15 protein-coding genes are annotated in these 22,134 nt (G+C 38.5%); 5 read left to right on the plus strand and 10 right to left on the minus strand.

Features of this window, described 5'->3' with window-relative positions:
* Positions 1-5: 5 nt before the first annotated feature.
* The 3 genes from AAHM81_RS01340 to AAHM81_RS01350 form a co-directional block, all read right to left on the minus strand.
* Positions 6-3,557, minus strand: coding sequence for a sodium:solute symporter family transporter (locus AAHM81_RS01340; RefSeq protein ID WP_342265566.1), 3,552 nt, complete (start codon positions 3,555-3,557; stop codon positions 6-8).
* Positions 3,558-3,830: 273 nt separating this feature from the next.
* Entirely contained in the window at positions 3,831-6,836 is a 3,006-nt protein-coding gene (locus AAHM81_RS01345; RefSeq protein ID WP_342265567.1) for a hypothetical protein, read from the minus strand.
* 400 nt (positions 6,837-7,236) lie between these two features.
* A complete protein-coding gene (locus AAHM81_RS01350) occupies positions 7,237-8,685 on the minus strand; it encodes a hypothetical protein (RefSeq protein ID WP_342265568.1) in 1,449 nt (482 codons plus the stop codon).
* A gap of 478 nt (positions 8,686-9,163) precedes the next feature.
* On the opposite strand from AAHM81_RS01350, the gene mutL reads away from it, so the two are divergent.
* The 4 genes from mutL to AAHM81_RS01370 all read left to right on the plus strand — a co-directional run bounded on the left by mutL (position 9,164) and on the right by AAHM81_RS01370 (position 13,353).
* The gene (gene mutL, locus AAHM81_RS01355; RefSeq protein ID WP_342265569.1) at positions 9,164-10,948 is read left to right on the plus strand and encodes a DNA mismatch repair endonuclease MutL; all 1,785 of its coding nucleotides are present in this window, start codon (positions 9,164-9,166) and stop codon (positions 10,946-10,948) included.
* A gap of 109 nt (positions 10,949-11,057) precedes the next feature.
* A complete protein-coding gene (locus AAHM81_RS01360) occupies positions 11,058-11,597 on the plus strand; it encodes a hypothetical protein (protein WP_342265570.1) in 540 nt (179 codons plus the stop codon).
* Positions 11,598-11,655: 58 nt separating this feature from the next.
* Positions 11,656-12,942, plus strand: coding sequence for an aminopeptidase P family protein (locus AAHM81_RS01365; protein ID WP_342265571.1), 1,287 nt, complete (start codon positions 11,656-11,658; stop codon positions 12,940-12,942).
* A 138-nt stretch (positions 12,943-13,080) separates the two neighbouring features.
* Complete coding sequence (locus tag AAHM81_RS01370; RefSeq protein ID WP_342265572.1) at positions 13,081-13,353, plus strand: hypothetical protein; 273 nt, start codon at positions 13,081-13,083, stop codon at positions 13,351-13,353.
* 176 nt (positions 13,354-13,529) lie between these two features.
* On the opposite strand, the gene AAHM81_RS01375 is transcribed toward AAHM81_RS01370, so the two are convergent.
* From AAHM81_RS01375 to AAHM81_RS01405, 7 genes are all read right to left on the minus strand, one after another.
* Positions 13,530-14,018 (minus strand): hypothetical protein, encoded by a 489-nt coding sequence (locus tag AAHM81_RS01375; protein ID WP_342265573.1) that lies wholly within the window; start codon positions 14,016-14,018, stop codon positions 13,530-13,532.
* 179 nt (positions 14,019-14,197) lie between these two features.
* The gene (locus tag AAHM81_RS01380; protein ID WP_342264943.1) at positions 14,198-15,226 is read right to left on the minus strand and encodes an IS5 family transposase; all 1,029 of its coding nucleotides are present in this window, start codon (positions 15,224-15,226) and stop codon (positions 14,198-14,200) included.
* A 507-nt stretch (positions 15,227-15,733) separates the two neighbouring features.
* A complete protein-coding gene (locus AAHM81_RS01385) occupies positions 15,734-16,978 on the minus strand; it encodes an ankyrin repeat domain-containing protein (protein WP_342265574.1) in 1,245 nt (414 codons plus the stop codon).
* A gap of 227 nt (positions 16,979-17,205) precedes the next feature.
* Positions 17,206-17,379, minus strand: a complete 174-nt coding sequence (locus AAHM81_RS01390; protein ID WP_342265575.1) for a hypothetical protein — start codon at positions 17,377-17,379, stop codon at positions 17,206-17,208.
* Positions 17,380-17,793: 414 nt separating this feature from the next.
* Positions 17,794-19,401: a hypothetical protein gene (locus AAHM81_RS01395; protein WP_342265576.1), complete on the minus strand. Its 1,608-nt coding sequence runs from the start codon at positions 19,399-19,401 to the stop codon at positions 17,794-17,796.
* Positions 19,402-19,499: 98 nt separating this feature from the next.
* Positions 19,500-19,658 carry a hypothetical protein gene (locus tag AAHM81_RS01400; RefSeq protein ID WP_342265577.1) on the minus strand — a complete coding sequence of 53 codons (159 nt, stop codon included), beginning with the start codon at positions 19,656-19,658 and terminating at the stop codon, positions 19,500-19,502.
* A gap of 174 nt (positions 19,659-19,832) precedes the next feature.
* Positions 19,833-20,699, minus strand: coding sequence for an NAD(+)/NADH kinase (locus tag AAHM81_RS01405; RefSeq protein ID WP_342265578.1), 867 nt, complete (start codon positions 20,697-20,699; stop codon positions 19,833-19,835).
* A 395-nt stretch (positions 20,700-21,094) separates the two neighbouring features.
* On the opposite strand from AAHM81_RS01405, the gene AAHM81_RS01410 reads away from it, so the two are divergent.
* Positions 21,095-22,123, plus strand: a complete 1,029-nt coding sequence (locus tag AAHM81_RS01410) for a gliding motility lipoprotein GldB (protein WP_342265579.1) — start codon at positions 21,095-21,097, stop codon at positions 22,121-22,123.
* The last annotated feature ends 11 nt before the right edge of the window (positions 22,124-22,134 follow it).

A 22,134-nucleotide genomic window follows, 5' to 3' on the forward strand; every position in this document is an offset into this window, starting at 1 on the left:
ACCAACTAACTGCCTTGCTCTTTTTCTTCACCTTTGCTGATATCCTTACAAAGCTCCAGTGCCTTTTTAGCTGCATTTTCCAATGCTGCACCTATCTCTGGAGCCAAGTATGTATTGGCTAGCTTAACATCTATGGCAAGGGTTTCCTGTGCCATATGGTGAACCTCTGTTAGATGAATATAACCTGCAGCATGTCGTAGGTCATAGAGTCGTTCGGCTAGTTTGATAAATAGAACAGAAAGCTGTATATGATCTTCCTTAAGTGCTTCCTTCAAGCGATTCTGCACATACAGCAATGAAGGGTGATCCAGCGCTTGCCGCTTATCTATCCCTACTACATTCAATACAAAGGCATAGACGCCTAAGTTATAATGCTCCTTCACATAAGAGAGCGGCAAACAGGTATGGCGTACCAATTCATAGAGCAAAGAGGCATAAATCACTTTAGGAGAGTGAAAAACCCAATCTACCACCAATTCAGCAATGCCTACCGCACGTACATAAAACAATTGACCCGAAGCATGCCGCTTAAAGCCAAAATGTTCTCGCAATAATAAAAGCAGATGAGAAACTGTACCTGCATCAATAGGATCTGATTGATAAGAAGATTTGGAGACATAGTCATAGAACTGCATCAATGTCATCATCGAATCTGCCTGTTCCTTAGGGGTGACAGGAGATGCTGAGCTTAAACAATCTAGTGGTAGTTTAGCAGTCATCTTACTCAAGATATCTGTGACGTCATTAGGAAGTATCAGTAACATGGCGGGTTGATTGCTAGTATCCAGTATTTCCAAATAGCCATAATGGGCGCCAACAATACTTGAAATAGTTTCCTGCTGAAGATCTACGGATAGTGACGTTTCTTCGCATGCTTGATGATGGCTAGCCTCTACCACATCATCATAGCACTCCTTTACTTGCAGCTCAGGAGCCACAGTAGCCTGGCTTATTAACAAAGCTGTAGCTTGAAAAAGCATATAAGCAGGATGGTTCCCATCAACAGGATCAGCTTGCTTAAACCGCAAAGCAGTCGGATGGAGCTGTATGCGCACAACTGGTCCACAAGCTTCTTCTAGCTTACCAATACGCAAAACAGCCTGAACCAATAAATAGACTACTTGGTTGATATCACATACAATATGGCCAGAAGACGGCTCATACAGATCACTTGCTTGTTCTACCAATAACCTAGGTGGGTCCGCTACCTCTTGCGACAAGGCCAACTCCACTTTGCGAAGCAGCTTGTCTAAGGCAATTTTAGTAGGTTGCAACAGGGCATGCTTTTTAGCCTTGGCCCTCCTATTGAAGTAGGCTACCCAATCATAAAGTTTATTGATAATACTCTGGAAGTCTTGCTTATAAAGAGGAACATTACTATCTAAAAAAGAGATAGATTCCTCAATTTTGCCTATTACTTGCGTTAAAATAGTGCCATATCCTTTGGCCTTACGCACCATAGCATCCGGCACTATAGCTGAGTCATAGAGGGAGGCTTTTAGCTTTTGGGCTGCTCTAATCTTTTCTTGATGCTTTAAGTAAAGAATTTGCGTAGTATAGCTACCCATTTTGACCTTCAATCCAATGATGATAACAAACACTAGTAGATTCGCTATAAATAGAGGAAATAGGGAAAATAATAGTGGAAAAGACAATCCAGTAGCAATGGGATAAATAGCTAAGGATAAAGTAGTGGCTACAATTCCTATACCCAAGTAGACGGGGAGTACCCATAAGATGATCGCATAATGGGTCAAAGATAAAGATGCAGTAAAGATTGGGTCTATCAGATGCCACCATTGCCAAAGCAGATGGACAGGAAGGTAAACCGATAACCCTATCAGCCAAACCAGGCCAACAAACCAATCAGGTACCGACTTGCTAAAGAAAGTTTTAGAAGAGGTAAAAAGCGCACCTAAAAGGCCTTGGCATACAGCCCAATAGATATGATCTGGTTTAATAAACCAATAATCCAAAACAGCAGTAGTAACCATATAGAGGCCCGTTAAACGTACGGCAGCATCACTAGGCAGCAGGCTGGCCAATGTAACTTTTCTATTGGCCCAACCATTTTTAAAAGCCTCTTTTCGTTCCGCCCGCTTACGCGCATGTGCCTGTTGTATTTGTTTAAATTGGTGATCCGGACCAACCCAACCTGAACTTTCTGGCTGCTTGAGTAAATAGTGTGCAACCAGCATAGCCAATCCATTGGCCAGCATAGCAATAAAGGAGCCATCCATCTCTGTTAAGGGCACAATCCATTTGTTCCAGGCTAAAATAGTAAGCACGCCTGTAGCCATACCAATCAAAGCAGTACGGGCAGTACCACGAAAGCCAAAAATAGCTAAGATAAAAGGAGCAACGCTTATAGGCACAAAAAAATCAAGGCTCCAATACATTAATGTTAATAGGTCTTGACAACGAAAAGCTAGCAACATAGCCAATAGGCCCACCACTAGCGTAGTCCATCGAGCTATTTTAAGCTGATGCACATCAGCTATTTCTTTTTCCTTTTGTATGCTTTTCACTATATCATGGCTCACCATAACAGAACAAGCGTTTAAATCAGAATCAGCTGAAGACATAGCCATAGCCAGTAAACTAATCGCAACAAATCCTTTAAAGGTAGAAGGGATATGGGCTACTACATAGCCCCAAACCCCTTCTTTAGGTAAATCTGGTGCTCCTGCAAAGACAAATAGGCCAATTAGAATGATAAAAGAAATTATAATAATATTAAAAAGAATTGCATGAGAAAAAACTTTTCGAGCCTGTATAGGGCCAGAAGACATATATACACGTTGCATAAGTGCAGGGTTTATATACCATATTATCAAAGATAGAAGTAGTAGCAACATACTCACTAACTTGGCACTAGAATGGAATACAGTACTAAATTGAAACTTAGATTCGTTCTGCAGTATAGGCACAATTTCTGAAACTGGTTTACCTACTTTTACAAAGACAAACCAAGCCAAAAGAGGAATAATAATAGAAAAGGTTAGAAACTGCAATACATCTGTAAAGGTAACGGCACGAACACCCCCGAAACTGGCATAAAAAATAAGCAGTAAAGTAGCAAATATCGTGGGTATACGGGGGTCAATCGCACCCAAACACATAATAATCGCCTTAGATATTACATTAATTTGAATGGTAATCGAAACGATACTACCACAAATACCAACCAGAGCAGCCATAACCCTTGGATACTTGCCATAGATACTACCAATCGTCTCTGCCATAGAAAAATGGCCCATAAATGGACCCATACGCAATGCTAACTTACTAATAACCCAGAAACCGGAGGAATCTAAAATAACAAGGAGCACCCACCATAACCCAAGCTGATGCGTAGACTCTATATTACGTATTAGCCCGCCTCCTCCATACAAAGTAGCCAATACCGTAGCCACCAAAGTAGCGGTAGCAAATTGCTTATTTCCCACTGCATATTCTCGAAAATTGGTTTTTTTTCTACTAAAGTAGATACCTACCACCAAGGTTAATACCAAAAAAGTCGCCACTATATATAGCGGCATATTCAAGCAGATCATAAAGGGAATGGTTAAAAAAACAATCATTATATGGCTAATGCATGTTAAAATTTATAATAAGGATTTTTAGTTTAAAAAACAAAGTTTGTGGTATTTCTACAAATTATTGGCTCCTTATTTTTTACATGGAGTATTGGTATGCGCAGCACTTATGGCCACCGATAAAAGATTTGGTGCGCAGTAAAGGCAATAAAACAATCTATTGTTCAGCCCCCACCCACACCGCGGGTTATACCCAAAAAAGAAACTTCATAGAATATAGAATGAAGTTTCTTAGAAACTATTTACTATCGGGCCAGACTTTTTATCGAAGGAGATAAGGGGGGCAGCCACAGGCGTGAATAGATAAGTATATTTGTTCAATGCATCCAATCCAACAGATGGATTCCAGTCAATTGAGTAATAATCTTGAGATGGTTTCCCTATAGCTGCTTCGCCTGGCAGTTTGTATATACGATAATCTATTGTGTTGGCATCATCAATTTTTCTGCATTCTACCATTCTATCTTTACCTTCTAATGCATTAAAGCAAGGGGTCTCTATATATTCTAATAATTTTTGATATAAGTCAGGGTTGTGTTTGTTAAACAATTTCAGTACCATTATACTGTTGCTTTGCCCTACGTAATGTTTTTTTTGCGCTAAGCAAGACCTATAGGCATTGGCATCTGGATTAGACACATCATCATTACCATTATGATCAGACCAGTATAGTTGACCATAATCCAATAACAGCTCTGTGTTAGCCGGAATATCCTGCGTTGCAGAAAACAATATAAATGGTGTCACTCCATCACAACTACTCCATAAGGCTAATATATTGGGTTTATTGGCTTGATGGTCATTAGATTGAGCATCATAAGTCTGATTGGCATTAATCTTGGCTAAAATATTCCCTCTTCCGCATGCACTCAGATAGAGTGGGACAGATGTATCAAGGTCGATACCAAAACTATAACTATTTAGTTTATTTACCCCATAAATGCCTTTTGTAGCTAAATAAGCAAACTCAACTGCATGATCGATAGGGTCTTCCTCACATAGCAATATACCGGTATAAATACCTAGTATAGTACCCTTGATTATCTTTTTTTTAGCTACTACTTTATCTTGTCCATGCAAACTTTTCCTAGGGTCATCATTAGAGACTCTTTGTACTTCCAAAAGACTATCCTCTACATGGTTACCTTTAGCATAGCAATCTGTTAAAAACTTCTTGAATTGTCTATGTTCGCTTGGGTCATTAATAGATGGTTGTTTTCTCAAATCTCCTATAGCTTTTAGCAGCTTACTTGCCTTGCTACTTACCAAAATTTCATCATTTTTATTGATTACATCTGGGGTGGTATAGATAGCAGCAGAAACCTTTTTTATGGTGTCAAGATATTTGTCGTTGGTTAGTATGTTGATTACATCGTTTAATGCATCAAATGCTTTCATACCTGATCCTCTTACCAGGGCAGATAAATGACCACACTGAATACCTTGTGCTTGTAATGTTTCAAGCTTAGAGAAGCTCTCTTTATTGGTTAGCTTATTGATTAACTGCTCAAATGCTTCAGGGGATTTATGACCAGCGCCATTTACCATACTGGATAGATTGCTTACTTCAAAGCCTAAGTCTTTTAATTTTTTAAGATTGTCCCGTATATTCTCATCGCTTAGCTTATGAATTAACGCTTCAAACGCTTCAGCGGATTTATGACCAGCGCCACTTACCATACTGGATAGATTGCTTACTTCAAAGCCTAAGTCTTTTAATTTTTTAAGATTGTCCCGTATATTCTCATCGCCTAGCTTATTGATTAACTGCTCAAATGCTTCAGGGGATTTATGACCAGCGCCATTTACCATACTGGATAGATTGCTTACTTCAAAGCCTAAGTCTTTTAATTTTTTAAGATTGTCCAGTATATTCTGATCGCTTAGCTTATGGATTAACGCTTCAAACGCTTCAGCGGATTTGTTACTAGCGCTATTTAACATACTGGATAGATTGCTTACTTCAAACCCTAAGTCTTTTAATTTTTTAAGATTGTCCAGTATATTCTCATCGCTTAGCTTATGAATTAACGCTTCAAACGCTTCAGCAGATTTGTTACCAGCGCCATTTACCATACTGGATAGATTGCTTACTTCAAACCCTAATGCTTTTAACTTTTTAAGCTTTTCCCGATTTTCCGGATTGGTTAGCTTATTGATTAACTGCTCAAATGCTTCAGGGGATTTGGTACCAGCCCTATGTACCATACTGGATAGATTGCTTACTTCAAACCCTAATGCTTTTAACTTTTTAAGCTTTTCCCAATTTTCCGGATTGGTTAGCGTATTGATTAACGCTTCAAATGTTTCAGCGCATTTATGACCAGCGCCATTTACCATACTGGATAGATTGCTTGCCTCAAAGCCTAATGCTTTTAACTTTTTAAGCTTTTTCCGATTTTTCTGATTGGTTAGCGTATTGATTAACGCTTCAAATGCTTCAGCGGATTTATGACCAGCGCCACCTAACATACTGGATAGATTGCTCAGCTTAATACCATGTTGAAATATCTTCTGTAGTTTAGGTGTTAGTGCATACCCAGACGGCTCACATTTTACCAAAACTTTATTCAGGAAATCACCATAGCGGTCTAGATTCGTGCATTGTGCACATATACTACTCGTGAACGTAGAGGGCACCTTCAATTTGCGCAAAGCAATAAGTTGGGCTACTATTTTTTTACATAATTGGCTATTTGGCGCATTACTTATTTCCCGTTTTAACCATTTAAAAAAATTTGTATTGGGCAAACTGTCTAACCACTCTTTTGTATCCTTGTCTGGAGTACTATGGAGACTAGTATCATTGTTGATTGTATGTTTTAGTCTGTTTTTTATTGTACTGTCTTGAGCAGATATATTTTGACTTTTATTCAAATTAGCTGGAGCAACCACCTCCGTACCAGTAGCGGTAACATGATTATTGCGTATGCTTGATGATATTTGAACAGTTGCGCTTTCTTTATTGAGGATTAGATCAGGCGGTAGTGGACGCTCAGATGGTTTCCTTTTTTTATTTTGGCTTGATCCCTCTTCGCCCGAAGAAAAATTTTGTAGCGCTACTCTAGCTCGTTTGCCAGCAGGGAGATTTGATGCTGCTTTATTGCTTATTTGCTGATCCAATATATAACTTGTTCGGAATATGTGTAAAGTCTTTTTTGTTTGATTTCCAGTGCAAGAAAAAATAAAAACTAAGGCAAATTTATATAATATCCAAAATAGGACGATTAAGGCCATGGGTATGTAAAATGACGAAATGTGTTGTTGTAGTGTTAAAAAATTAATATATACAAGGTTTTTGAATTATACAATAGGATTCTTGCAGACTAAAATAGAAAATAGGGGGAGGAAGGGTACTACCTTTTTCTGAAAAAGCAAATGGCTGATAAGGAGATAAGGGGCCCAGCCACAGGCGTGAATAGATACTTTTATCTTATTTTTTTACCTGATTATAAGTATGATACATACCACTTTTTCTTGATAAGAAAGTGGACAAAAAATCAAGCGCTGTGCAAAAAGTTGCTAAAAAGCTACCCCTAAAGCGGGAAAATCCGTTTTAAGGATATCTTTTCTTCCATTCGCAACTTTTTACAAGGCGCAGCTTTAATTTAGTAGGAACAGGGGACTGAATGGAGCGTTACTTAACCGTTCGTAGATTATTTTCCTCCCCATCTTGTTGATCTTCAAAAGAGATAACGTTTATAGTATAATAATCTCTATTTAGAGGTTGAGAACACCTATTTACTAGATCAATATTATAATCCCCATTTTCTCCTTGACCATCACCATTATTATCTCTTTTTAAGTCATTACTATATGAGCCTTCATCACTAGTACCTTCATAGAAACTCTCATCAAGAATACCACTCGCTATACTAGATGTCTCCCATTCCACATCATATGAAGTATTACTATTATTATCTTCATATCCGTCAATATCCAGGCTAATACCCGAGCTACCACTGCAGCTATACTCCCAACCATCCTCATGGAATTGATTATTTTCATCATCACCATGATACTCTTCTCCTAATATATCTTCTGTTTGGATACTCACCTCACAAGTTTTTTTGAGTTGTTTCGAACCATCAGTAACTGCTGCTCTTTCTTCTGTAAGCCTTGTCTTTAGAGTTGAACCAGCTAACTGTGACACTACACCCCTATTGATAGCTCCGCTATCCTGGTATCCTTGAACAAAAGAGCTGCTATTACTGAGGGGTATCAGACGGTAACGGTTATCATTTTTAATATAAAAATAAGCCGCATCGCCTAATGCACCGGCAGTAGGTTGTAATGCATTACCACAAACCGAAGCAGCGCAAAACAGGTTTGTAGATGGCATGGTATTCTGGGAAAGATGTCTAACCATTTGCACCAATTCACTAGTAGATGCAGGACGACGTTCTGGAACCATAAACCCTGCATAATTTATATCTTCATATCTTGTTTTATCTTGACTACGCTCAACCAACCCTATGCTATTGGCATCATGAAGTAATTTTACGCCATAATTTAAATCACTCAAAACAGTAAAATCATTGCTATAAGTTGCTTCTAACTTACCAGAGCCAACTTTACCAAACAATGGCTCCACCGCCTTTGCCTTGAATAACCCATCCATCCATTCGCTCTGAACTTCTATCAAGCTACTCAACACCTCAGTACTACCATCAAGATAAGATAGCTCCACCTTTTGATTAGAAAGATGGAGCTTTAAGCAAGTACGCAAATCTTTAGAAGCATAAAAAAGCAAGCCCATTTTTTTAGATCCAGTTACGCAACTCACGGGATCAATTTGTATAAGGCCTAGACCACGATCGCTATTTAAGCAACCTACCACCCTTAAAATAGGGCTACGGTCATTTTTCAAAACAACAGCGTTGGTAGCAGTAGGTTTAGTATCAGGCAATGATTTGAGCTTTGGTACTTTTTTAGCTGGAATAAATGATTCATGGTTACCCACGAGACCCAAAAAATTGTTACAGCTGTGCGCATTAAGTAAAAATGCACTAACCGCTCCTAAAACTACTTTTGTACCCATATATCCTTTGGATATTAATTGAGTTTTATCTATATTTCCGGACATATTTGTTTTTTTACTAAATGTATAAAGTTTTTAAATAGCAACCCTACACTACAGGATGTGTGTTGTCGGATAGCCATTGCCCTGATCATATAATGCTATTGGGTCAATGCTCCTTCCCTACCCTGCTCAGGTTGTCTATGGTAACTGAAATAAAATAAAATAAACTGGTCAGCAGCTCATAAGTAACATGGTGTGTATGCATATAGTCATATATGGCTAGGACTATGACTTGCACTCTGCCAGGTCTTGCAAACTGGTTCAAAGAGGTTGTATGAGCCCCCTTTATATAACCCTGAAAAGAAACAGAGTTATGACGATAATAGCACATCTTCACAACAAAAGTGCTCTTTCCTTGCTAGAGGCTATTTAGCTATGGTACCACAAAAAATTAAAATCTACAAATTTATGTGAGCCTTTTTTAATAAAAAGTTGGCGAGTTTTCCCCAAACCTATCATACCAAGAAAAAATTTTTATACAATGAGTACAATTCGTCTTCTCTCTGATTTACTGATTAATCAAATAGCAGCTGGGGAAGTAGTACAACGCCCTGCTTCCGTTGTCAAAGAACTACTCGATAACGCGATAGATGCGGCAAGTAAAAACATAAAAATTGTTATAAAAGATTCTGGAAAGCAGCTTATTCAAGTTATTGATGATGGTATAGGCATGGATGAAGTCGACGCACGCACCTGTTTTGAAAAGCATGCTACTTCTAAGATTGCCAATACGAATGATTTATTTAACATTCAAACCATGGGGTTTCGAGGAGAAGCAATGGCCTCTATAGCAGCGGTGGCACAGGTAGAAATGGAAACCCGTCTGCATAAAGCGCCTATCGGCATCTTTATTGCTATAGAAGGCTCTAAGATCAGAAAACAGGAAGCAATCGCTACTGCACCAGGCACTAAGGTGAGTGTTAAAAATCTATTTTATAACGTACCAGCCCGAAGAAGCTTCTTAAAATCTAACCCTGTAGAATTCAAGCACATACTAGAAGAAGTGCAACATGCTGCACTGGCTAGAACAGAGATTGGCTGGAAGCTTTACCACAACGATACGGAAATATATAACCTATCACCAGAAAAGTTAAGCCACAGAATTGTGCATCTATTTGGAGAAAGTTATAAAAAACAACTACTCCCCTGTAAAGAAACAACCAATATAGTAACAATAGAAGGTTACATAGGCAAACCAGAACAAGCAAAAAAAACCAGGGGAGAACAATTTTTGTTTGTAAACCAGCGTTTTATAAAAAGCCCATTTCTAAACCATGCGATTAAAAATGCCTATGAAAGGCTTTTACCAGCGGACAGTTTTCCTTTTTATGCCCTTTACTTAACCATTGACCCTCAATGGATTGATATAAACGTACACCCTACCAAAACAGAGATTAAGTTTCAAGATGAGAAAGCACTCTATGCGATTTTGCAAGCGGCCATTAAAAAAAGTTTAGCGACCCATCATGTAGTTGATTCTTTAGACTTTGAACAGGATACTAATTTTTCGCTGTTGCGCTTTACAAATCCTATCCAAATCAACAACACAGAAAAAGAACGCAATTATAGCCAGTTTAAAATAACGCATGCTACGCCATCTTTGTCACCACCTAAAGATTGGCAAAGTTTATTTGGCGATACTACAAGCAGCAACACAACGCCCACATCAGACCAAATGGATGAGCCATTGCAGCATCAACATGGAGCAGGAACAGCTGTACAATTGTATGCCAGCTATATCATTGTGCAGGTGCAGTCTGGTGCGCTACTCATTGATCAACAAGCAGCCCATGAACGGGTATTATACGAAAAGTTTATAGACCATTTTCAAAACAAAAGTGGTGCATCGCAACAATTGCTTATACCAGAACACCTAATAGTAAACCCCGTTGATTATATGGTTTTACTAGACAATGAAGCTATTTTACGTTCATTAGGTTTTATCATTGACCCATTTGGCGAATCTACTATTATTATTCATGGTTATCCAGCTGAACTCAGCCACCATGCACCCAAGCAATTATTGGAAGGGTTAATAGAGCAGTTCAAATGGAACAACAGCAAGCATAAACTGGAAACATCAGAATGTTTTATCAGAGCGTTGGCCAAAAAAGCAAGCATATCACATGGTACCAAACTAAATGGAATCGAAATAGATGCATTATTGGCACAGCTATTTTCATCTAGCAATACGATGTATGCGCCAGATGGAAGAAAAATATGTGTTGTGTTATCAAAAGATAGCTTGGCAACTTTGTTGCAATAAAATAATTTTATACTTATGTTATAAAATGATTATCAGCTCACAAAACTGAACTAGTTCCGAATACAGGTTCAATTATTTATTTTTTTAACGTAAAACACAACACATTAATATGATAACAAATCAATTGATAGCTCTGCTATATTTTTATATAATAGGGCTCACTGGATGTAATCAAATAGGAAAACGTAACTGTGTGCGGGATGATGACAAATGCCGTGATGATATTATTGCATGTTTCAATAAGCTAGATAAGTTAGTAGATCCGATAATCAACCAATCATCTGAGGAAATAAAAGTCCAAACTCCAGCAACCAAGCCAATTAGTACTAAAACGGGTAAAAACTCTAAAACAAAAGGCAAAACTCCAGCAGACCGATCAACTGGTACTAAGAACGCGAAAAACTCTAAAATAGATGATAACATAGCATTAAAAATATTAATAAAGATACAGGAAGACTCAAGCTTGGCAGACGTTAGGATATCAAATGAGCTCTACCATGAATCAGGTAAAGCTATATCCGATAATACAATAAGGGGTTTTTTACAAGCCAAGAAACTAAACAATAAAAGGAAACGCGATAACGCTATAAAATATGGACGTCTTAAGCAGATGATTAAAGAACTAGAAACGAGATTAGGCCGCTTGTGAAACTCACCATTTTGGGGGCATTGTTTTTACAACATCGAAACTTTTGAAATCAAATCCCATGCGTTATAGAGCCATTGATCCCAATCTATTTATAGAAAACAGAAAAAAACTGGTAGCGCACCTGAATACGAATAGCTTAGTGGTGTTCCATGCCAATGACTTAATGCCAAAAAATACAGATGGAACGATGCCATTTGTGCAAAACAGCGACCTTTTTTACCTTTCTGGTATAGATCAAGAAGAAACGATTGTATTGCTCTACCCAGATGCGCCAAAAGAGGAATGGAAAGAAATTTTATTTATAAAAGAAACAGACGCTCAGCTAGCTATTTGGGAAGGCAATACATATACTAAAACAACAGCCACTGCCATTAGTGGCATAGCTACGGTACACTGGACCAGCCAGTTTAAGCAAGTTTTTCATACCCTAATGGGTTTAGCCGATCGGGTATACCTAAACAGCAATGAACATCCAAGGGCCCATTGTTCTATAGCCACCAAAGACAGACGATTTATCAGCTGGTGTAAGGATCACTATCCCCTGCATGAATATGGACGCATTGCACCCATTATGCAACAACTACGCGGCATTAAGGAGGAAACAGAAATCACGTTTATACAAGAAGCATGTAACATTACAGAGGCTGGATTTCGATCTGTTTTACCAATGGTACGTCCTGGCCTAATGGAGTATGAAATAGAAGCAGTGCTTTCCTATGAATTTCTCCGAAGGGGTTCAAAAGGATTCGCCTATGCTCCTATTGTGGCCAGCGGTGCAAATAGTTGCACCTTGCATTATATTCACAATGATCAACCTTGCCCAGCAGGCGAATTGCTACTGATAGATGTAGGTGCAGAATATGCGCATTATTCAGCTGATATAACGCGTGTTATACCTATTGATGGGAAGTTTACATCTAGACAACGGAAGGTATATAATGCGGTACTACGGATATTAAAAGCTGCTCAGGAAATATTACGTCCAGGTTTATCTTTTGCAGAGTATCATAAAGCGGTGGGTGAATGGGTAGAGGGTGAACTGGTAGCACTCAACCTGATAGATGCCACAGATCTCAAAAACCAGTCTAACGCAGCACCAGCTTATAGAAAATATTTTATGCATGGGATTTCGCATCATTTGGGGCTGAGTACCCATGACCTAGGCGATACCCATGGTATCATTTTACCCAATATGGTGCTTACCATAGAACCGGGTATCTATATTAGAGAGGAAAAGATAGGCATACGACTGGAAAATAATGTTGTGATCAGAGCAGATGGAGTGCAAAATTTAACAGCAAATATTCCTATAGAGGTAGAGGAGATAGAGAGGTTGATGATTTAAGGGCTTAGCCTTAAATCGATTATAGGTATCTATTCACGTCACTGGTTAATAATGAATTGTATTCCACTTTTTTCTTGATAAAAAAGTGGACAAAAAATCAAGCCCTCGGTAAAAAGTTGGGGACCTCACCCCTTACAGATGGAAAAACAGAAGTCGCCCGCTGCGCGGGCTTCAAAGGAATCTGTTTTTCCTAATCATCTGCAAGGGATGAGGCCTATTCCCCCACTTTTTACAGGGGCATTTTTCTACTATGGCCATAGCGTTAAACGCATACGCTACGTTTGGCTGAAAAAGCAAGTGGCTAGTCCATTACCAGCCCCCGCGTCTCCTTCGATAAAAAAATGGCGCTCTAGTAAAACACTAACACCTGAGCAATACATTTTTCAGCGGATTAGAAAATCGTCTGTTTGAAGCCCGCTTGCGGGCTGAGTTCACGATTTTCCCGCTGAAAAATGTATCGATTCAGCTATTTACTATCGGGCCAGACTTTTTATCGAAGGAGATAAGGCGGCCAGCCAGAGGCGTGAATGGATACAAAATCAAGCCCTCGGCAAAAAGTTCCGGAACCCACCCCTTACAGGGGCATTTTATCCACTATGGCCATAGTGTTGAACAGATACATCTAATGCGCCTCTACTCAATTGTAGAAGCGCTGCCGCTACATTAGCTCGATTGATTGCATCTATATTGTCTTGTGCTGTATTAGGCTGATTTTCAATACATAAAAGATCTTTATCTTCAGCTCGATCTATTTGAGTTACATGCTTGGAATTAGGAGAAGTGGCTAACGGTTTGCATACCTTTTCAGGCTTATAACAACTTTCTGGCAATGCCTTCCGTGTAGGAGATACAGGACGAAACAGCTGATCTGATGGCTGGTGATTTGGTTCATATTTTTGATAGGGTTTATGTGCATTGTTTGAGTTATGGCATTCAGATAAATACATACATCCCTCCCCAATATAAATTGGTGCACTAGGTTGGTTAAGACCATTCTCGGTCTTGAGGCTAGTTATAGATTTAAACCGTTTAGTATCTTGAATGTGTGAATCATAGGACTCTGCAGGGCGTTTCACATTGCCGCCTTGTGAGCTATTGTTTTGATCAATTTGAGGCCGTTGTGATAGGTTGAAGGTATAATTTTGATTAATCTTCCAGGGTTATTTCCTTGCCATATTTGATGTTATAGTGGTATAAAACTATTTATTTACTGATTTTTTAGTCATTTTCAATCTATTTTGGACACACCATTCCCCTAGATACCTCTTAATATGATGTTTGGGGACCTATATAAGTTATAGGCTATTGCCTCCATAACATGTTGCGTATGGGTTTTAGCAAGGCCTATATATCTGGCTCCTGAGCTACGGAACCAACTTTTAATACTTCCAAATACCCGTTCTACTTTATAGCGCGTTTTAGATACTAATTTATTAAACCGTTTAGCAGTGGGTGATAAAGGATTGTTTCTAGCCCCTTTTTTCTGAATAGCTGATTTTAACTTCTTTTTCTTTAGTAAATTTTCGTTGGGCGACCCGCTATAGCCTTTATCTGCATAGAGTCTGCTGCCTGATTTTAGCCTTACTTTATCCAATAATACCTGTAAATGCCCACTATCATGACTAGATGCTTTTGTGGTACCTACGGCTAGCACCAACCCCTCTTTGCTTTCCACAAGAACATGCCGCTTATAGCCATAGTAGAGATGATGGCCTTTTTTTATCCAACTTGCTTCTGGATCTACTCCTTTTTGATAACTTTCAGCTGTGGTTATGGTTCCATCTTCATGCAGATCGTAGCTTTTTTTACCTTTAGGGCGTCTAGGGGTAGGGGTAATAGAAGCATCTACAGCTGCTGAACCGTTTTGAACCAATACACCATGATCAGATAGCTGATTATTAATGATATGCAATAACTTTTCTAAAGCATTCTTCTCTGTAAGGGTAGTTCTAAATCTACTTAGTACACTATGATCTGGAACAGAACTATCCATCGAAATACCACAAAATCTGCTAAAAGTGATACGATCATTCACTTCTTCTTCGACTGCATAGTCGCTCAAGCCATACCACGTCTGTAGCAATAGCATTTTGAATAGAAGCAGAGGACTATAGGCCGGTTTGCCTGATAAACGTAAACCTTTAGGATAATGTAATCGGAGTGCTTTTTCTACTACTGACCAATTAACTAGCTTGTTGATTTGATCAAAGAAAGTGTGTTTGCACTTACGCTTATTGGCGGAAATATCTGAAAAACTTAATTGCTTAGTTTGCTTGAGCGACATACACAATATTATTAAAAGTTTTAAGCATCAATACCTAAAAAAATCAATAGAATTTAACCTTTTTTTACCTTCTTCTAAAAAATAAAAAGATACTTTTTATGGCAAATCGTAAAGGTCTATTGCAACGGCCTCGAATCATAGGACTCTGCAGGGCGTTTCACATTGCCGCCTTGTGAGCTATTGTTTTGATCAATTTGAACATGGTACATGCCATTAAAATTCCCTATTGGATTACATCCAGTTAGTGCTATTATATAAAAAAATAGTAAAATTATGTATTGATTGATTTGCATGTTTATTGAAAAAATCAATACTTTATTATTTTTACTGGATCAATCAAAGAAAGTTGTGTATTCCTTTTTATGTGATTAAAAAGCATGCAAAAAAGACCTCCTTCAAACCTCGATTGCTAAAATAGCAATTTTGGTTTCGAAAGAGGTCTAATGGGCGATTTTTTTCTTGAGCTATCTATCCGAAAAATCTGGTCTTTTTTCCAATGCTACTATATTATTCCTCTATATTGGAGAGGCTATCTGTCCCGGACCCATACCCTTCGTCTACTTCGCCAGGATATCGCTTCTTGATATTTTCGTCAAGTTTTTTGTGCTGGTCTATGTACTCCCTAACCTCTTTTGCATTGCTACCATATTTTTTTTCGATATAGGAGAGGTATCTCTTATAGGCTACAAACCGAATAATCTTGTCTGCATTGCAACCATACCGGGTCTCAATATAACGCTTTAGTATAGAACGCAACGCAGCAGCATATCCTTTATCGATGGTTTCACGCTCTAATAGCTCTTCAAGTCCTATCGCAATAGTAACAAGTTGATCATGGTTTAAACGATAAGGTAAAATTTTCAAAATATGCTTAAACATTTCACTTCCTTTCCTATGGAAGGTTGAGAGTTGGACATGACTATTATGCAACAAGGCTGAGAAGCTCCTATTTTTAGGCAAATAACTACTCTCAATTACAGAATACTCATTGTTATCCGCTTTTAATAACTCCTCAATTACTTGAGCTAATTTCAAGTCATTTAGTCTATTAAATAATACGCTAAATATTTTTTTGCTCTTGTAACGAGCAGCCAAATGCATTGGGGTCCTCCCCTTGTTATCCTTCAACAATAAATGCTCTAAAGGAAGCTTCTCTACTAAGTATTCCACGGCATTGACATCACCACGCTTAATAACTAGATGCAGCAGCGTGCTTCCCGTTCCATCTTGCGCACATAAATCCTCTAGAGAAAGTATAGGGTCTGCTAACAAGCAATGAACTATTTTCTCATGCTTATACCTAAATGACAGTGTATCCTGATACTGCAGCGCCAACCTTAAGCCCTCAAGAAGCTCCTTGGACGTAATGAATGAGCTGTAAAATGGATCCTTCAATATAAATTGAACTTCTTTTAAAGCACATTTTTCTATAGCCTTGCGAAGCACATTTTGCGCATATAATTTAGCCAATTGCGCATTTTTTTGAGCCAATTCCGCATTTGGTTTAGCAAAATGTTCTGAAACAGTCTTAGCTGTCTTTTCCTGCAGTATTTTGAAATCATCAGATTGCTTAAACTCATCTGATAGCAAATAGTCATTACAAACCGACTCATTAAGATCAATAAATCCCTGCCCCCTACCACTTACACAACCCGAAATTTGTACAGCAGCTACAAATGACAAAGCCACCATCTTTTTTGACGATCGGCTGTACAGCTTGGTATGATTGGTTTGTTTTAAATCTTTATCCATTGTTTTGTTTTTTGTTTTTTTATAAAAATTATAAATAATGATATTAATTATTATACCTGTTTAACGATTAACAGATCCGCTGCAATATATAGGCCAATGCCATTTTCGCCATATAAATTTCACTTAAATACAGTGCAATATAACAATAATTTGTGTAATAATAAAAATGTAAGGACTATCCAATAGACGCCTTGCTAAACTCGATTGCTAAATGGCGATTTTGGGGCTTATCTATGCTCCTCAAATACAGTTGAGTATGTGGGCGACTGCGCTTTTTCTAAAAATTGCGCACGACAAATGGGGTTTGAAAGAGGTCTATTTTTGTATCTATTCATGCCTGTGGCTGGGCACCACGTCTCCTTCAACAAAAAGTATAGCTCGATAGCAAACAACTGAATCAATCTGATTTTCAGAAGAAAAATAGTTAGCTCAGCCCGAAATCGGGCTTCAAATAGACGATTTTCTAATTCACTGAAAATCAGATCAATTAAAGATATAGCTTTGCTGAAACGCCTTATTCCTTTATCGGCAGCTATAATACCACACTAATAGCTTAGTTTGATAGAAGCTGTAAGCCACACTTTTTTATGACAAATTTTTACAAGAGGGTGGATTGTATGCATAGGCCATTCAGCCTGGGCTGCTTTCGTCGATTTTTAGAGCGTTATCGACTATTCCTCATCCTAGGCATCGATATAAGGAATGTCTTCGTTATCAAAAGAAAGTGTTTGTTTATGTTTTTTTTCATGGATTGTCTCCTGAATAGCCTGACTTTTACGACGATTTTTTAGATAGGCTTGATAATTAATAAAATTTTATTCAGAAGAATGTTTCTTACATTGTATCTTCCGGATAATCTCGTCTGCATCAGGGCCATATTCTTTCTTGATATAGTCATTTACTATAGAATATAATTTACCAGCATAATCCTTATGGATTACACCCATTTCTTCTTGATATTCAATTCGACACAGGATTCTAGCAAGTATGTTTGCGTCTAGACGCGATAGAACATCGAAAATACACTTAAGCATTTCGGTTCCTTTAAGCATTGCGGTTCCTTTGCTAAAAAATCTAAAGGGTTGGCGCCCAGTATTATTCCCTACAGTTCCTGGATCACTACCTTCAAGCATACAACAATAATCAATTGGAGCACACGCGTATTTATCTTCCTTGAACAACTCCGTAATTACGCGAATATCACAGACTTTATCTATTATTCGATTAATTGCTAATGCAAAAGGTTCTTTTCGCTTCAACAAAGCAAGATAATGGAATAGCGTCTTCTTATCGTTATTACACACACATAAATGATCTATAGAAACCTTCGGTAATATGATTGGCCAGATGTCCGCATCGCCATATCTAGCAAGGTCATGCAGCAGTGTCCCACCAGTATTATCTTGTACATATAATAACTCATCTGCCAAACATAATAACTCATTTTCCGGACTTAGCATTACCCTATCAGGAAACCTGCCTAATACCTTTAGCCAGATATCCCTATCACCATACTGGGCAAGATAATGCAGCGGTGTCTTCCCATTGTTATCTCTCACACATAAAACTTTTAATAACTCAGCGAGAGAAAACTTCCCTGATAGAGTTTCCCAAACATGGGTACTACGACCCAAGATAAAAAGATCATGCAGTGCTGTACGCTTACTATTATCTTGTACACACAAGGCTTCTAATAACTTATTAGGATTAGAAGAAAGTATCTTGAATACAATTTCCCAGGTACTACTATCACTGTATACAACAGCACGACGAGAATACGGAATCCCTTCGCTATCTTTCTTAGATAAGAGATCATCCAAAAAAAAGATAGAGTGTCTGAGTAAAAGATTAAACATTCTCAACTCTTTTTTAGTTTTAGAAAGAGTATTAAGTGATACTATCTGATCCAAAGCCCCTTTCACTTGCTTCAACGTAAAAAAGCGATTTTCCAATAAAATCTCAACCAATTGTACATTTTTTTCTACTGTAGCCGATATAAGCTTTTCTTCTGCCTCTGATGAACTCAATTCACGAATCTGTTTTTTTTGCTCTGATTTAGACAACACCTTTAGGTTACTCAAAAACGCCCTAAATCTATCTGAGCACTTCTTTGATATACGCTTGACTTTACTACAGCCTTCCTTTGATTTAGCCAACTGTTCCTTTTGCTCCTCTGATTCAGCCTCCTTTTGTGAAGCATCATTGGTTTTAGTTGTCTTACTATTTCGCTTTCCGAGATTAGATGATTTTTGTTCTGAAGAAATGGTCTTTTTAGAATTCTCCACGGGAACACTTGGTTTTTGTTTTAGCCAATCCCAACCCCAACAACCCTGTTGCAAAACTACCAAGAACAAAACCACAACCCTTTTTAACCAGCAGCTGTGCAACCTAACATGACTAATTTGTTTTAACTTTCTATCCATTACTATTTTTTAATAAATGCTAACCTGGATTAGGCATACAAGCCAGCACCTACTCCACCATCTATAATTTCTCTCAAAGACAACGCAAATATAGCCTATTATAGGCAATAATCATAACGTAGTATACGTTCAACGCTATGGCCGTAATAGTAAAATGCCCCTGTAAAAAGTTTCGAAATAGAACCCACCCCTTGCAGATGATTAGGAAAAACAGATTCCTTTGAAGCCCGCGGAGCGGGCGACTTCTGTTTTTCCATCTGTAAGGGGTGGGTTCCGCAACTTTTTGCCGAGGGCTTGATTTTTTATCCACTTTTTTATCAAGAAAAAAGTGGAATACAATTCATTATTAATCAGCAACGTGAACAGATACCTTTTTGCACAGGGCTTGGTTTTTTACATACTTTTTGATCAAGCAAAGGGGATCATATACATTACCTTCTTGCATCCAATCCCCAATACAACTTTTCACGTAAGACATCAAAAATAGTAGCATGGCCAAATTGGACCAGCTTCAATGTAAAAGGGGCTTTTTTCACTACAAGGGGTTGGTGTGTAGCCATGGGCATCGCTCTTCCATCTGTAGAAACCAGTATCTCCTGGCTTCTCACCACAAAACGTAACAGCGCGGTGTCGGGAACAACCAGTGGACGTAACGCTAAGTTATGCGGGCTAATAGGGGTAATGACAAAGCTATTGGAGCTGGCCAACACAATAGGACCTGAGCAACTCAACGAATAAGCAGTAGAACCTGTAGGTGTGGCAACAATCAACCCATCCGCTCTGTAAGTCGTAATGAATTGTTCATCTATATAGGCATCAATGGTAAGTAAATTAGCCCTATCGCGCTTGAGCAGCGCTACTTCATTCAGTGCAAAAGAAACAGGACCATCTGAACCATATAAAGCCAAAAGGCTGCGCGTTTCCAGGGTATAATCACCCTCAAAAAAACCCACCAAACCATCAATGGCTTCTCTCTGGGTTACCCTAGTTAGAAAGCCCAAATTACCTGTATGGATACCCAATAGAGGAATCGCGTGGTCTTTAAGGTAATGGATGGTTTCTAGAAAGGTTCCATCCCCACCCAAACTGATGATTAAGTCTATATCTGATTGTAGATGCAACTGCTCTAGATCGAAAACGGGTAGGTGACCCAGAGCACCAGTAGCGCTATCGAGTAACGTTCCGAAAACAGTAGAAACCATTACACGCTTTTGATAGCCTGCTGCTAAAGAGCAAAGCTGCTCTAGAAATGCTAAACCAACTGGACAAACTTTTCTGCTATGTAGGGCAATCGACATATGGCTGTTAAGGTTGCAAAAGAGGTCTATAATAGACCCCAAATTTACCTGAATAATTTGAATAGAGCTAATTTTTAATTAAAATAGAGGGGGCGATATAGCATGACCCACATACCTTGTAATCGATGCATAACCCACCCCCGCGTCTCCTTCGATAAAAAAATGGCGCTCTAGTAAAACACTAACACCTGAGCGATAGGTTTTTTAGCGGACTAGAAAATCGTCTGTGTGAAGCACGCGTAGCGGGATGAGTTCACGATTTTCCCGCTAAAAAACCTATCGATTCTGCTATTTACTACCGGGCCAGACTTTTTATCGAAGGAGACGCGGGGGCTCAGCAACAGGCGTGAATAGATACGAAAAAAGTGGAATAAAATTCATTATTAACCAGTAACGTGAACAGACACCATAAAAATATACAAATAAGCCTAAGCATCTTGCTTATTGGAGCCATCTTATGGATAGGCTATCGCTATCCATATACCAACCTATCTAAGCAAAACAATAAAGATTGCCATCTACCTATTGAACGGCTAGAACAGGCACTTTTTAATGCCAAAGAGCAGCAAGCCATCACCCAACTACTGCTCAAACATCAATTATTCAGTAAGGAATTTCTAAATGTAAAAGAAGCAACAAGCGAACAGGGCTACCAACAAACAGCTGCATCATTATTTGAAATGGGGCAAGATCCGACTATAAGGGCGCTATATGAAGAAAGCAGCCGACAGTTTCCAGAGGACACAACCATTATACACCCCCTCCAAAAAGCCTTTTACCGTTTAAAAAAATACTACCCAACTATAAGGCTGCCAAAGGTATATACAATGATTACAGGCATGAGCCATGATCTCTATGTAAGCAACAGATTAATTGTAATTGGATTAGACTGCTTTTTAGGACAGAATCCTTCATTTAGCATGCATCATTTACCCAAATACATTGCAGACACCTATGACCCTGCTTCGATTGCATCTAAAATCATGCTGCTCTACACACAGCAATTCAATGCAACAGACCCCTCTGATAAAAGCTTACTAGCAGAAATGCTCTATTATGGGAAGTCATTTTTTCTAGTCAAAATGCTCCTACCCGATATACCAGACCATCTGCTACTTGGTTACACCGAAGAACAATTAAGGGAAGTCAATAAATATAAAACGATTATATGGGACCATTTTATTGAAAATGAGCTGTTATACAACACAAATGATTTTGTAAAAAACAATTATATATTGCCTCGCCCATCTACAAGTGAAATAGGACCAAGCTGTCCTGGAAGCATCGGAAAATGGCTGGGATGGGAAATTATAAAAAGCTATATGCAAAAGAATAAATCTAAAAAGGTCAATGACTTAATGGAAGCTATAGATAACCCAACCCTATTACGCCATGCTTGCTATCAGCCAAAAGATGAGCGATAACAAGCAAAAAA

Origin of the sequence: Cardinium endosymbiont of Philonthus spinipes (genome assembly GCF_964030745.1) — a bacterium.
Lineage (GTDB): Bacteria > Bacteroidota > Bacteroidia > Cytophagales > Amoebophilaceae > Cardinium.

What these genes read in the sequence shown, in the direction of transcription:
- mutL (WP_342265569.1), top strand. Translation starts at nt 9,164, where the DNA reads ATGAGTACAATTCGTCTTCTCTCTGATTTACTGATTAATCAAATAGCA.
- AAHM81_RS01365 (WP_342265571.1), top strand. Translation starts at nt 11,656, where the DNA reads ATGCGTTATAGAGCCATTGATCCCAATCTATTTATAGAAAACAGAAAA.
- AAHM81_RS01350 (WP_342265568.1), bottom strand. Translation starts at nt 8,685, where the DNA reads ATGTCCGGAAATATAGATAAAACTCAATTAATATCCAAAGGATATATG.
- AAHM81_RS01370 (WP_342265572.1), top strand. Translation starts at nt 13,081, where the DNA reads ATGGAAAAACAGAAGTCGCCCGCTGCGCGGGCTTCAAAGGAATCTGTT.
- AAHM81_RS01380 (WP_342264943.1), bottom strand. Translation starts at nt 15,226, where the DNA reads ATGTCGCTCAAGCAAACTAAGCAATTAAGTTTTTCAGATATTTCCGCC.
- AAHM81_RS01360 (WP_342265570.1), top strand. Translation starts at nt 11,058, where the DNA reads ATGATAACAAATCAATTGATAGCTCTGCTATATTTTTATATAATAGGG.
- AAHM81_RS01345 (WP_342265567.1), bottom strand. Translation starts at nt 6,836, where the DNA reads ATGGCCTTAATCGTCCTATTTTGGATATTATATAAATTTGCCTTAGTT.
- AAHM81_RS01340 (WP_342265566.1), bottom strand. Translation starts at nt 3,557, where the DNA reads ATGATCTGCTTGAATATGCCGCTATATATAGTGGCGACTTTTTTGGTA.
- AAHM81_RS01400 (WP_342265577.1), bottom strand. Translation starts at nt 19,658, where the DNA reads ATGGAAAAACAGAAGTCGCCCGCTCCGCGGGCTTCAAAGGAATCTGTT.
- AAHM81_RS01405 (WP_342265578.1), bottom strand. Translation starts at nt 20,699, where the DNA reads ATGTCGATTGCCCTACATAGCAGAAAAGTTTGTCCAGTTGGTTTAGCA.
- AAHM81_RS01385 (WP_342265574.1), bottom strand. Translation starts at nt 16,978, where the DNA reads ATGGATAAAGATTTAAAACAAACCAATCATACCAAGCTGTACAGCCGA.
- AAHM81_RS01395 (WP_342265576.1), bottom strand. Translation starts at nt 19,401, where the DNA reads ATGGATAGAAAGTTAAAACAAATTAGTCATGTTAGGTTGCACAGCTGC.